This window comes from Rothia similimucilaginosa, assembly GCF_029850875.1.
Lineage (GTDB): Bacteria > Actinomycetota > Actinomycetes > Actinomycetales > Micrococcaceae > Rothia.
In genome coordinates this window covers 42,136-54,802 of sequence record NZ_JAOVAM010000008.1, presented here as the reverse complement: position 1 = coordinate 54,802, position 12,667 = coordinate 42,136, and the positions used below count along the sequence as shown (strand labels likewise).

At 62.0% G+C, this 12,667-nt stretch carries 10 protein-coding genes and 1 pseudogene; 3 read left to right on the top strand and 8 right to left on the bottom strand.

Annotated features, from left to right (window positions below; all coding sequences use genetic code 11):
- Positions 1-163: 163 nt before the first annotated feature.
- The 4 genes from dnaG to QFX05_RS07125 form a co-directional block, all read right to left on the bottom strand.
- Entirely contained in the window at positions 164-2,251 is a 2,088-nt protein-coding gene (gene dnaG / locus QFX05_RS07140; protein WP_279742020.1) for a DNA primase, read from the bottom strand.
- Between the two features lie 138 nt (positions 2,252-2,389).
- On the bottom strand, positions 2,390-3,556 hold the full coding sequence (gene dusB, locus QFX05_RS07135; RefSeq protein WP_279742019.1) for a tRNA dihydrouridine synthase DusB: 1,167 nt from the start codon (positions 3,554-3,556) through the stop codon (positions 2,390-2,392).
- 207 nt (positions 3,557-3,763) lie between these two features.
- On the bottom strand, positions 3,764-4,741 hold the full coding sequence (locus tag QFX05_RS07130) for a GNAT family N-acetyltransferase (RefSeq protein WP_279742018.1): 978 nt from the start codon (positions 4,739-4,741) through the stop codon (positions 3,764-3,766).
- Positions 4,742-4,869: 128 nt separating this feature from the next.
- The gene (locus tag QFX05_RS07125) at positions 4,870-6,249 is read right to left on the bottom strand and encodes a glycine--tRNA ligase (RefSeq protein ID WP_279742017.1); all 1,380 of its coding nucleotides are present in this window, start codon (positions 6,247-6,249) and stop codon (positions 4,870-4,872) included.
- A gap of 234 nt (positions 6,250-6,483) precedes the next feature.
- On the opposite strand from QFX05_RS07125, the gene QFX05_RS07120 reads away from it, so the two are divergent.
- Positions 6,484-6,699 (top strand): RNA-binding S4 domain-containing protein, encoded by a 216-nt coding sequence (locus QFX05_RS07120; protein ID WP_279742016.1) that lies wholly within the window; start codon positions 6,484-6,486, stop codon positions 6,697-6,699.
- Between the two features lie 370 nt (positions 6,700-7,069).
- Here QFX05_RS07120 and QFX05_RS07115 read toward each other — a convergent pair whose 3' ends face one another.
- From QFX05_RS07115 to QFX05_RS07105, 3 genes are all read right to left on the bottom strand, one after another.
- Positions 7,070-7,216: a hypothetical protein gene (locus QFX05_RS07115; RefSeq protein ID WP_279742015.1), complete on the bottom strand. Its 147-nt coding sequence runs from the start codon at positions 7,214-7,216 to the stop codon at positions 7,070-7,072.
- Between the two features lie 90 nt (positions 7,217-7,306).
- On the bottom strand, positions 7,307-9,331 hold the full coding sequence (locus QFX05_RS07110; protein WP_279742067.1) for a copper-translocating P-type ATPase: 2,025 nt from the start codon (positions 9,329-9,331) through the stop codon (positions 7,307-7,309).
- A 260-nt stretch (positions 9,332-9,591) separates the two neighbouring features.
- Entirely contained in the window at positions 9,592-9,918 is a 327-nt protein-coding gene (locus QFX05_RS07105; RefSeq protein WP_279742014.1) for a heavy-metal-associated domain-containing protein, read from the bottom strand.
- Positions 9,919-10,053: 135 nt separating this feature from the next.
- Between QFX05_RS07105 and QFX05_RS07100 the strand changes: the two are divergent.
- Positions 10,054-10,367, top strand: a pseudogene (locus tag QFX05_RS07100) (sensor histidine kinase); the annotation flags it as partial.
- 118 nt (positions 10,368-10,485) lie between these two features.
- Here QFX05_RS07100 and QFX05_RS08410 read toward each other — a convergent pair.
- Positions 10,486-10,743 (bottom strand): hypothetical protein, encoded by a 258-nt coding sequence (locus tag QFX05_RS08410; RefSeq protein WP_279742013.1) that lies wholly within the window; start codon positions 10,741-10,743, stop codon positions 10,486-10,488.
- A 29-nt stretch (positions 10,744-10,772) separates the two neighbouring features.
- Between QFX05_RS08410 and QFX05_RS07090 the strand changes: the two genes are divergently transcribed.
- A complete protein-coding gene (locus tag QFX05_RS07090; protein WP_279742012.1) occupies positions 10,773-12,242 on the top strand; it encodes a multicopper oxidase family protein in 1,470 nt (489 codons plus the stop codon).
- The last annotated feature ends 425 nt before the right edge of the window (positions 12,243-12,667 follow it).

The following is a 12,667-nucleotide window of genomic DNA, read 5'->3' as shown; positions in this document are numbered from 1 at the left end:
GACTGTTTGGGCTCCGCAACTTTAAATACCGTGAAGTGCGTCACTCTTTGGGCTGTCTGATGAGATTGGGCGGTACGGCTCCTGCTGATTGGCGGTGCTCCCCCAGCTACCTGTGGAACGTAGAGGTTCTACAGCTAGCCGGGGTATTCACAAGGAACCGTGCTTAGCCGCGCTGTGTGCTGAGCTGGCGGCGGCGCATTTCCAGTTCGAGGAGCTGACGCTGTACCGCTTCAAACTCTTCGTCGTCGGGGTTGGCGCTGAGCTGTTCCAGGCGCATCATCAGGTCAGATTTTTGGCGGGCGATCTGCTGTTCGAATAGGGCGTTGAGTGCGCCGGTAACGAAGTTGGGCAGGTACTCGTCGCTACTGACCGGTAGCGGTGAGACAGCAAGCTCCGCGATAGCGGGGTGTACGCCTTCCACGGCGCCGGAGCGCACACAGTTAATCCATTCGATTCCAGGGGTAGGTGCCATGACGGTTGCCGCATGAATAATGCCGGCCGCTACCTCGCGGTGGGTGCGGTAGCGGAACTGCACGATGGCGAGATTACGCCACTGTTCCACGCTGATGAGCTCGGGGTACTGCAGGGCAATCTCGAGCGCCGCCTTTTCGAGGCGGGCAACCGGGTCGCGCGGGTCGGGGGTGAGGAATTCCTCGACGGCGGGGGCGGTCGCCTCCGGCTGGGGTACAGCGGGTTGAATACTGCTCGGTGGGTGCGCGGCAGCGTTCTGCCCGGCGTAGGCGCTGGGTGCGACGTGGTCTTCCGGGGGCGGTGCATCGTAGGCGGGGTCGTAGGGCGCGTCCGCATGAACTGCCCCCTGAATACCTGCATACCCTGGCGCGCCGGGCACACCCTGCGGACCTTCATTCAGACGCTCGTACCGCGGCGCGGCGGTAGCCTCCGCTTGCTGGATGCGCGAAAGCTTCGGGTGGTTCTGTGCGTACGCCACGGCACGCTGAATCTCGTCGAGTTCCAGACCGAGCTGACCAGACACCTTACGCATGTAGGCGGGGCGCAGATCGCGGTCCTTGATGCCGGCAATAATCGGGGCGATAGCGCGCATCGCCAGCACGCGGCCTTCAAGGGTCGCCAAATCGTACTTGACGAGGGTCGAATCAATCGCAAACTCGAAGAGCGGTCGGCGCGAAGCAATCAGAGAGCGCACGGCGGCGTCGCCCTTGTGTAGGCGCAGGTCGCAGGGGTCCATACCATTCTCGGCTACCGCCACAAAGGTCTGTGCGACGAAGCGCTGATCCTCCTGGAAGGCGGCCATGGCGGCTTTCTGTCCTGCGGCATCACCATCGAAGGTGAAGATGATTTCGCCACCGGAACCGTCGTCGGTAATCATACGGCGCACCATCTTGATGTGCCCGGGACCGAACGCGGTGCCGCAGGTCGCAACGGCGGTGGTGATTCCGGCGAGGTGTGCCGCCATGACGTCCGTATAGCCTTCCACAATGACAACCTGCTTAGTCTTGGTCATATCGCGTTTTGCCAGGTCAATGCCGTAGAGCACCTGGGATTTCTTGTACAGTTGCGTCTCGGGAGTGTTCAGGTATTTGGGACCCTGGTCATCGTCAAAAAGGCGGCGAGCACCGAAGCCGATGGTTTCACCGGCGATGGTACGAATCGGCCAGATGATGCGGCCACGGAAGCGGTCATACAGGCCACGGTTACCCTCCGAGAACATGCCGGTAGCCTTCAGTTCCTCATCGGTGAAGCCCCGGGAGCGAAGGTGCTTGAGCAGGTGGTCCCAGCCGCGCGGGGCGTAGCCGACACCGAACTTGCGGGTTGCGGCGGGGTCGAAACCGCGGGCGCCGAGGAAGCGTTGTGCCTCCTGCGCATCCGGTGAGTAGAGGTTGCGTTCAAAGAACTCAGTGGCAATCTTGTGCGCATCGAGCAAGCGGCGGCGCATGCCCGCCTCGTAGCGGTCGCCCGGCTTACCGCCCTCATAATGCAGAGTGTAGCCGATGCGCGCGGCAAGGCGCTCCACCGTCTCCACGAAGCTGGTGTGTTCCATCGCCATGACGAAGGAGTACACATCACCGGATTCACCGCAGCCAAAGCAGTGGTACGAGCCAACCTGCGGGCGCACATTGAAGGAGGGCGTGCGCTCGTCGTGGAACGGGCACAGCCCCTTGAAGGTGCCTATACCGGCACTTTTGAGGCTCACATAGCCTTCAATGATTTCGCGGATATCGGTACGAGCGCGGACTTCGTCAATATCTTCTTTGCGGATTAATCCAGCCATAAACTCAATTCTACGGTGAGGGTCAACAGGTAGCGCCTACAGGCGTTGCAGGAGCGGGAGATAGCGCGCAAACAGGCTCGCAAAAAAGGATGCGCCGCGACGCGCAAACAGCACGCCGCGGCACACAAGTACAGGTGTTTAGCCGCCGGAAATATCCAGCTCAGCCTCGACCAGGCCCAGACGCTCAGCATCCCCCAGGATGCGCGAATCCAGCCAGCCATCGGGCAGGTGCGGCTGCTTGGGGCTGCCGGCGCGACCGCGCGAACCCTCCACGGCGACGCCAGGGTAACCAATCGAGTGGTCCAGCTGAGCAATCAGCTCACGGAACGTCACCAGATCGGGCACCTGAGCCATCTTCGCGCGCAGCTCACCACCGACCGGGTAACCCTTGAAGTACCACGCCACGTGCTTGCGAATCTCGCGCAAGCCGCGGGTTTCATCGCCGAAAGTCTCCACCAGCAGTTCTGCGTGGCGGTAAATCATGTCCGACACCTCAGTCAGGGTCGGGCGGATACGCTCCGACGAACCCTCAAACGCATTCTGCAAGTCACCAAACAGCCACGGGCGACCCTGGCAGCCGCGACCAATCACCACGCCGTCCACGCCGGTCTGCTCAACCATGCGCACCGCATCTTCGGCAGAGAAAATATCGCCATTACCCAGAATCGGCACATCCGGAATCAGCTCACGCAGCTGCGCAATAGAATCCCAGTCAGCCTTACCCGAATAATGCTGAGCCGCAGTACGACCGTGCAGAGCAATCGCCGCAACACCGGCATCACGCGCGATCTTGGCGGACTCCAAGAACGTAATGTGGTCATCGTCGATGCCCTTACGCATCTTAATGGTCAGCGGAATATCGTTGCGGGACGCCTCCTTCACCGCGGTCTGTACGATCGCAGTGAACAGGTCAGTCTTCCAGGGCAGAGCGGCACCGCCACCGCGGCGAGTCACCTTAGGAGCCGGGCAGCCAAAGTTCAAATCAATGTGGTCGGCACGGTCCTCTTCAACGACCATACGCACAGCCTTACCGACGTTGACCGCGTCCACACCGTAAATCTGGATGGAGCGAATCTTCTCGTCCGAGTCATGCTCAATAATGCGCATGGACTCGGGTTTACGCTCCACCAGGGCGCGCGCGGTCACCATTTCGGTCACGTACAGGCCGCCGCCATATTCACTGCAGAGGCGGCGGAAAGCCTTATTGGTCACGCCGGCCATCGGGGCGAGAACCACGGGAGTATCAACGGTCAGATTGCCCAGCTTCAGGGGCGGAAGGGTAAGACGGGGTGCTTCAGAATTCACCCCTATATTGTGGCACACGGGGGCAAATTGAGAACCGGACTCAGCTGAGGGGGTACAGCGGCGCGACACAACAGCACAACACAGCACAGCGGCATGGCGCAGGCACAGCAACCGCCAGGAGGCGCAGGTACGCACAAGGGGCGGGGAAGCACTCCACTCCCCCGCCCCTCTCAGCAAGAATCAGCCAGCAGGCCCGGTACCGAAAACCTACTCGGTCACGTAAATATAGGTCGGGTCACCCTCCACCGAAGCAGTACCGGCACGCAGCAGCACGTCGGTTACCTGAACCAGCGCCTCCATAGAGTCATCAACCTCAACCAGCACCGGGTACTTAGCACTCAACAGGGACAACACCTGCATAATCGCCTCCACAGCACCCTCATTATCGAAGTCGTAGCCCAGCAGCAGTTCGGTGGCGGTGTTCTCATCCACCAGGGCCGCCTCCGGGTCAGTCTCGAACGGGTGGTAGCTCACCGCAAATGCAACAATCGGGCCCTTCTTACCCTCGGCGGCAGCCTCACGAATATGATCGCGAAGCACCACCGCACCAAAAGCACGCGACTCATCGGAAAGGAAATAACGGTTCACCGTGCCCAACCCCACCTCGGCGGGAACATCCCACTCGTGGGCTCGACGGTAGAACTCCCACAGCGCGGCGGTCAGCTCCACCGAACCGGTCGCCAAATCCTCAATAGCCTGAGTCTCGTTACCGTCAGCATCCTCACGCAACGACACCGGAGGAATCGCACCCGGCTCCACACGCACCATGCGGGAACGCTGAACCAGCTTAAAACCAGCAGCCTGAGCGAACTCCTCACCGTCACTAAACGGTGCAAGCTTCACACGCAGAGTAGTGGTCTGGCCGTGCTCCGCCGCAACCTCACGCAACGCATCCAGCAGCGCCGAACCGATACCCTGACGGCGGTGATCAGTAGCCACCTCCACATACGACCACAAACGCGTCGGATGCAGCAGCGAAGCCACCACAGTACCCGCAGCCACCGGCACGCCAGAAACAGTCACCACCAGGGTGCGGCTAAACGGCGCGTCCGTATCCGGGCCGAAAAGGCCACGCTGTCGCTCCTCATTCTCATTGCGGGCAGAGTTCCAAATCTCAAGCAGGGCAAGGTCATCACCCTCCTGCCAAGGGCGAATCTCAAATTTTTCGCTGAGGCGTTTAGCCATGTTCGTGCACCTTTCCTTCGCTCGCATCAATCGTGCCAATCAGTCTAACCAGGGTAGCCCAAATACACGACGGCGGGTAGCCTCTTTCACTCCAAGAAGCTACCCGCCGACCATGTTATGAATTATTTTTAGCCTGCCAGGCGCGCAGCCAGGTAAGACTTCACCTGATCCAGAGCCACACGCTCCTGGTTCATGGTGTCGCGCTCGCGGATAGTCACAGCCTGATCCTCGAGAGTGTCAAAGTCCACGGTGATGCAGAACGGGGTACCGATCTCATCCTGGCGGCGGTAACGGCGGCCAATAGCGCCCGCTTCGTCGTAGTCCACGTTCCACAGGCCACGCAGCTCATTCGCCAGCTTGGTTGCCGGCTCAGACAGTTCAGCCTTCTTCGACAGCGGCAGGACAGCAGCTTTGACCGGCGCCAGGCGCGGGTCGAGCTTCAGCACGACGCGCTTATCCACGCCGCCCTTAGTGTTGGGTGCCTCATCCTCGACGTATGCGTCAACAAGGAACGCCATCATGGAGCGGGTCAGACCGAAGGACGGCTCAATCACGTACGGCACGTAACGCTCACCGGTAGCCTGGTCGAAGTATTCAAGCTTCGCATTGGAGTGCTCGTTGTGCACACCCAGGTCGTAGTCGGTGCGGTTCGCAACACCCATCAGCTCGCCCCACTCAGACCCCTGGAAGCCGAAGCGGTACTCAACGTCAATAGTGCCAGCCGAGTAGTGTGCACGTTCCTCCTGAGGAACGTCGAAGCGGCGCATGTTATCCGGGTTAATACCCAGGTCAATGAACCAGTTCCAGCAATCCTCAACCCACTCGTTGAAGTACTTATCAGCGTCATCCGGGTGCACGAAGTACTCGATTTCCATCTGCTCGAACTCACGAGTACGGAAAATAAAGTTACCGGGAGTAATCTCGTTACGGAACGACTTACCAATCTGGCCAATACCGAACGGCGGGCGCTTACGAGAAGCAGTGACCACATTGTTGAAGTTCACGAAAATACCCTGAGCGGTCTCCGGGCGCAGGAAGTGCAGACCCTCCTCATTATCAACCGGGCCCAGGTAAGTCTTCATCAGACCGGAGAAGTTCTGCGGCTCAGTCCACTCACCACGAGTACCACAGTTCGGGCAAGCAATCTCTTCCATGCCCTCAGCCGCACGGCCCTTCTTCGCCTCAAAGTTCTCCAACAGGTGATCCTGACGCAGACGCTTGTGGCACGACAGGCACTCAACCAGCGGGTCGGTGAAGGTCGCCACGTGACCGGACGCCTCCCACACCGCACGAGGCAGAATAACGGAAGAATCCAGGCCAACCATATCCGCACGAGAGCGGACGAAACGCTGCCACCACTGCTGACGGATGTTTTCCTTCAGCTCTGCACCGAGGGGGCCATAGTCCCATGCGGAGCGGGAACCGCCGTAAATTTCACCGGCCTGAAAAACAAAGCCGCGGCGCTTCGCGAGCGCAATAACGTTATCGAGGGTGGACTTTTCAGCCATAGTTACTCCTTCTGCCCCGCCACCGGCTGTGACGTGCGTGAGTTCGGGTTCATAAGGGACACCGCCCAGAACGGGGCGCCCGTATTCGCGCTCATCGGCGCAATATGCACACTTTTTGATGCAAGACACTAGGGTACCATCACCGCCCCACCCCTGGGTATGCCTGCCCCGGCCCACCACTCCCCCTTTTTTTGCCGGACGCCAGGATGCACCCGGCGGGATAAACTAGAGAGCATGGAAGAAATTTTTATTCGCGACGATATGATTCGTCTGGGCCAGTTTTTGAAGCTAGCTAACCTTGTCGAGGACGGCGCGCAGGCACGCGAGGTCATTCAGCACGGCCTGGTAAAGGTCAACGGCGACATTGAGGAAGCACGCGGCAAGCAGCTGCACCCCGGCGATACGGTGACCTTCAACAGAGTGACCGTGAAGGTTGCGCACGAAGACTAACACTCCCCTTGACGTGAACGCTTGAGGGACGGTGCTCGTCCTCGTTCCTACAGGGAACCCGCCCTCGCTTCGCTTCGGGCACCCTGATGTCACTACGGACGACACCGCCCCTCCGCGCGCACCTCACCAGAGCCGAGGGTAGCTATACCCTCCGGAAGCGACATCAGGGTGCCCACCCGGGCGCTCTCCGCCGCGGAGCAAGGAAGAGCGGAGCGTCCGGGTGCGGCGGGTGCCCCTGCAGGAGCGGAGGAAGGGTATAGCGTCCACCCACCCAGCCCCTGTAGGAACGAGGACGATAACCGCCTTTCCAAACGGAACTACACGTAAGCCCCCGAGTCATGATGACCCGAGGGCTATACGTTTAGTCGATTTAGGATTCAGAGCCTTCCACGGTGCCGGTCGCCTCCGCAACCTTCTGCGCACGAATACGCGGCTCCTGACCCTGCACCTTCACCTCCAGGAACTCGCCCACATGGCGAATCTCCATGGCGCTCACGCCGTGATTCATTCCACCCATCTCGTCCATGGTCCCCATATGACCCTGAAAGGGTGCGCTTCATGGTGGAGCCTTTCAGGGTCATATGGGGCAGTGGAGAGAAGTGGTGAATCAGTGGACGGCGGTGGATGCCGGAGTAGGCGTGGTGTGTTCTTCCTTCGGACTGGTGGGAGCCAGGTGGGCCGGGTCCAGATCAATCCGGCGCAGCAACTGAGCGTTAAGCGCCACCACAATCGTCGACAGCGACATCAACACCGCAGCAGCAGCCGGGGGAAGCAGAATGCCGCTAGAGGCGAGCACGCCGGCGGCCAGGGGCACGGACAAGATGTTGTAACCGGACGCCCAGATGAGGTTCTGGATCATCTTACGGTAGCTGGCCTGCGAGAGCTCAATCATCGACAATATTGCCCGGGGATCGTCACTGGCCAGGACCACTCCGGCGGATTCCATTGCCACATCCGTGCCGGCCCCGATGGCGATGCCGACCTCGGCGCGGGCCAGGGCCGGGGCGTCGTTGACACCGTCGCCGACCATGGCCACGCTCAGGCCACGCTCCTGTAACTGGGTGACCTTGGTCTCCTTGTCCTGGGGCAGAACCTCGGCGAAGACCTCATCAATCCCCAGGTCCTGGCCAACCGCATGGGCCACCTGCTGCGCGTCACCGGTAATCATCGCGACCTTCACCCCGCGGTCCTGCAGGGCTTTCACAGCGGCGCGGGATTCGGGGCGGATCTTGTCCTCGACGGCCACCGCACCGATAATCTGACCGTCGCGGACAACATGGAGTACACCGGCCCCACGCCCGGTCCAGGCGCTGGTGGTGTCGGTGAGCTCGGCCGGGGTGGTGAGGTTGAACTCGCGCAGCATGTTCGGCCCGCCCACGAGGATCTCAGCGCCATCGACAGTGGCCCGGACCCCCCTGCCGGAGGCGGCGCTGAAACCAGTTGCACGGATTTGCCGACGAGAGGCCTCGGGATGGGCGGCCGCGGCCGCCACGATGGCGCGGGCCACGGGATGCTCGCTGTCGGCCTCCGCGGCGGCGGCCAGGGCCAGCGGCTCGCCCTCAGTGACGCCGACAGTTGCCGCGACACCGGTGACCGCGTGCGCGCCCTCGGTCAGGGTACCGGTTTTATCGAAGAGCACCACGTCGATGGTGCGCATCCGCTCGAGCGCCATCCGGTCCTTGATGAGCACCCCGGATTTCGCGGCCCGCTCGGTGGAGATCGCAATGACCAGCGGAATCGCCAGGCCCAAGGCGTGCGGGCAGGCGATGACCAGCACCGTGACCGTGCGCACCACGGCATCGTCCGGGCTGCCGATGGTGGTCCACACCACCGCGGTGATCAGAGCAGAGATCAGCGCGAACCAGAACAACAACGCCGCCGCCCGATCCGCCAGGGCTTGGGCCCGGGAGGAGGACTCCTGTGCGTCGGCAACCATGCGTTGGATTCCGGCCAAGGCGGTGTCCCCGCCGGTAGCCTCCACCCGGACGCGGACGGTGTTGTCGGTGGCCACGGTACCGGCGACCACCTTGTCACCGGTGTCGCGGAAGACGGGACGGGATTCGCCGGTGATCATCCCCTCATCGAATTCGGCGGCTCCGTCGATGATGGTTCCGTCGGCCGGCACCCGGGCACCGGCCCTCACCAGTACGACGTCGCCGACGACCAGCTCGGAGATGTCCACGGTGCGGGTGGTCCCATCGATGACTTTCTCGGCCTCATCCGGCAATAGGGCAGCCAGCGCGTCAAGCGCGGAGGACGCACCCCCGAGAGCGCGCATCTCCAGCCAGTGTCCCAGCAGCATGATGGTCACCAGCAGGGCCAACTCCCACCAGAAGTCCAGGTCAAAACCGCCCAGCCCCAGAGTGGTGACCCAGGAGGCGACAAACGCCACGGTGATGGCCATGGCAATCAGGAGCATCATCCCGGGTTGGCGGGATTTCAGTTCCTTCCATCCGCCCTTGAGGAAAGGCGTTCCGCCGTAGACGAAGATGATCGTGTCCAGTATCGGGGGAATCCAGGTGGATCCGGGGAATTCCGGGAGGGGGTAGCCGAGCAGGTGGGCGACCATGGGGCTGAAAATAACGACGGGAATGGACAGAATCAGTGACCACCAGAAGCGTTCCCGAAACATTGCGGTACTGTGCCCGGCGTGTTCGCCGTGACCATGAACCTGGTGGTCTTCGTCCAGGACAGAGTGCGGGTGACCGTGGGACATCGCCTGGCCGTGAGTGTCGGCATCTGCATGGTGTTCGTGGCTGGCATGATCCGGGTGGTGGGTGTGGTCTGTTTCTGGAGCGGGGTGATCACCATGGTGATCGCCGGAATGGTGGGGAGTGTTCATGACGTTCCTTTCGCTCAACCCGGTCGGGGTCGAGATGATGGGTAAATCGATCAGGATAAGACGGTGTAGCCGGTCGCCTCGATAGCCCGGCGAACCATCTCCGGAGGTACGACACCGGTGACCGTGACGGTGGAAACACCACCAGCAGCGAGATCAACCTGGACGTCGTCGACCTGGGGGAGGGTATGAAGGGCCTGGGTCACGCTTTTCGCGCAGTGCCCGCAGGTAAGGCCGGTGACCTGATAGCTAGAGGAGGACCCTCCTGCTGACGAGTCGCTGGCGGCAGGGTTGGAGACGGTGTCGGCACGTGAGGCAGGTCCGCAACAGCTGCAGCCGTGGGAGGCCATCGGCAAGAGGCGGGGCGGGGCGGTGATCATGGGAAAGCTCCTACGGGTCGGTGGGATGCGGCGATGCCACTCTCCAGCATATACCCCCTTGGGGTATATATTGAGGGCGGCGATGCTATTCTCCAGTATATACCCCCCTGGGGTATATTTTCAAGGGGTGGAGGACACACCCCGGCCGGCGGGCAGGTCCGGATTAGCGTCCACCGACAGGGGGCGTCCACCGCGCTCATCCACGTCGCCGATGACGGCGAGGGCATCCCACCTGGCCAGCCCGGACATATCTTCGAACGCTTCTACCCGGGGGGGGCGCCCGCAGTCGGGACAATGGCGGGGCCGGTATCGGTCTGACCATCTCCAAGGCATAGATTGAGGCCCACGGCGGCACTCTCACCGCCACCTCCCCCGGGCCCGGTCGCGGAGCAGTGTTTACCCTCCGCCTCCCACTGTCCCCTCCCAATAGTGAGGAGGCTACTCGGTGACCACGCCCTGCCCCGCGCGAGAGCCATACCCTCCCCCTTTGAAAATATACCCCAGGGGGGTATATGCTGGAGAAGTGGCATCACCGCATCCCACCGACTCGTAGGAGCTTTCCCGTGATCACCGCCCCGCCTCTTGCCGATAGCCTCCCACGACTGCTTCTACCACAGCCTCACGACCTGCCTGGGGGAACTCGACAATGAGGATATCCAGGTCACAATCACCGATGATGCCATCGGCCTGATTGAGGTCAGCTACCAGGGGCGTACCGGCACCACGGAGTTTTCCACCACCGACGACGGTGCCATCTGTGTCACAGACCTGCGCCTGACGTGATGGCTCAGCAGAGTCCTCACCTGCGCCTGTCTCCCATATCACTGAAATCTTGTACCAAGAAAGGTTAAATCATGACGAACGCGTTTCCCCGACGACAGTTTCTGCTCGGCGGGCTCGCCCTCGCCGGCACCGGGGCCTTGGCCGCATGCACCAGCAACCCTGGACCCGCTGCCTCGACACCAGGTCCCTCCTTTCGCCCCACTCCCACCCCCACTGCGCTCGGTGAGCCGACGGTGCGCCGGACGCTGACCGCCCGGCCCCTCTCCCTGGATATCGGTGGCATCGAAGCCAAGACGTGGGGATACGTCTCTAACACCGGGGATGCGGCCATTGAGGCCACCGTCGGCGACGTCCTCCAGGTCGATATCACCAATGAACTGCCTGAGAGCACCTCCATCCACTGGCATGGCATCGCACTCCACAACGCAGCCGACGGTGTGCCCGGCATGACCCAGGACCCCATTGAACCTGGCAAGTCTTTCTCCTATGTTTTTAAAGTCCCCCACGGTGGCACCTACTTCTACCATTCCCACGCCGGCCTGCAGCTTGATCGCGGCCTCCACGCCCCACTGATCATCCGTGATCCGCAAGACGCTGAGGACCATGACGTTGAGTGGACCATCGTGCTCGACGACTGGGTCGATGGCATTCAGGGCACTCCCGACGATGAGCTCGACAAGCTCACCGGAATGGGTTCGGGCGACCATCACGGGAAGATGGGAATGGAAAATCATCACGGCACCCCGGATCGGGTACTGGGCGGGGATGCCGGCGATGTGATGTATCCGCACTACCTCATCAACGGACGTATCCCCCGTGCTCACCGGACCTTCGAGGCTCGCCCGGGCAACAAGGCCCGCCTGCGGTTTATCAACTCCGGCGGTGACACCATCTTCAAGTTGGCCCTCGGGGGTCATCGCATGACCGTTACCCACACCGACGGCTTCCCTGTCCAGCCCTTGGAGACCGAATCGATCTACCTGTCGATGGGCGAGCGTGTCGACGTCGAGGTCATCCTCGGCGACGGCGTCTTCCCGCTCACGGCTTTGGCGGTGGGTAAGAACGACCGCGCCTTCGCCGTCATCCGCACCGCCGGCGGCCAGGCCCCCAGCCCCGATGTCGACTTCCCCGAGTTGTCGTCCACCGGGCTGCTTCTGTCCTCCCTGAAGCCAGCAGACCGTGCGCTCCTGCCCGAGGGCACACCAGACCGAGAAGTCAGCATCGACCTGGACGGGCAGATGATGCCGTATAAATGGAGCATTCTCACCGACGGCCAATCCTCCTCCGCGACCGTGCAGGAGGGCCAGCGCCTGCGGATGGTCATGCGCAACAGGACCATGATGCCCCACCCCATGCACATCCACGGCCACACGTGGTCGCTGCCCGGCAGCGGCGGGCTACGCAAGGACACCGTCCTTCTCCGCGGCGGCGAAACCATAATCGCCGACCTGATCGCTGAGAACCCCGGTGAGTGGGCATTTCACTGCCATAACGCCTATCACATGGAAACCGGGATGTTCAGCTCGCTTCGCTACACGTAACCCCCACAGCAGGGTTGAGTGCCGAGGTGGGCAGAGTCGCTACAGACCACCCACCGGGCAGCACGATGATCTTCCTCGGTGTTGTGGTCTTCCGGGACAGCCAGAACACCGCCTTCTTTCCCACCGCCCCGGAATAAGAAGATCTAATCCGTGCCGAGCACACCCCGCAGAGCCGCCATCGTGGTTGCCGCGGTGCTCCCCTTCGTTCCTCCCCTCACTAATCAGGGGCGGGGCGCCGCATATTTCCTCCGCGCCTACGCAGGGGCACCCGTCACCCGGACGCTCCGCCCTCTCCTCGCTCCGCATCGGAGAGCGTCCGGGCTGACACCCTGAGGGCGCATCCGGAAAACGCGGCCGCACCCGCACAGCTCTACAGGCAGGCCTGCTAACTCCAGCGCGAAAAGGCGGTATCGTCCGAACGTGAC

What these genes read in the sequence shown, in the direction of transcription:
- dnaG (WP_279742020.1), bottom strand. Translation starts at nt 2,251, where the DNA reads ATGGCTGGATTAATCCGCAAAGAAGATATTGACGAAGTCCGCGCTCGT.
- QFX05_RS07130 (WP_279742018.1), bottom strand. Translation starts at nt 4,741, where the DNA reads ATGGCTAAACGCCTCAGCGAAAAATTTGAGATTCGCCCTTGGCAGGAG.
- QFX05_RS07125 (WP_279742017.1), bottom strand. Translation starts at nt 6,249, where the DNA reads ATGGCTGAAAAGTCCACCCTCGATAACGTTATTGCGCTCGCGAAGCGC.
- QFX05_RS07120 (WP_279742016.1), top strand. Translation starts at nt 6,484, where the DNA reads ATGGAAGAAATTTTTATTCGCGACGATATGATTCGTCTGGGCCAGTTT.
- QFX05_RS07115 (WP_279742015.1), bottom strand. Translation starts at nt 7,216, where the DNA reads ATGGGTGGAATGAATCACGGCGTGAGCGCCATGGAGATTCGCCATGTG.
- QFX05_RS07110 (WP_279742067.1), bottom strand. Translation starts at nt 9,331, where the DNA reads ATGTTTCGGGAACGCTTCTGGTGGTCACTGATTCTGTCCATTCCCGTC.
- QFX05_RS07105 (WP_279742014.1), bottom strand. Translation starts at nt 9,918, where the DNA reads ATGATCACCGCCCCGCCCCGCCTCTTGCCGATGGCCTCCCACGGCTGC.
- QFX05_RS07090 (WP_279742012.1), top strand. Translation starts at nt 10,773, where the DNA reads ATGACGAACGCGTTTCCCCGACGACAGTTTCTGCTCGGCGGGCTCGCC.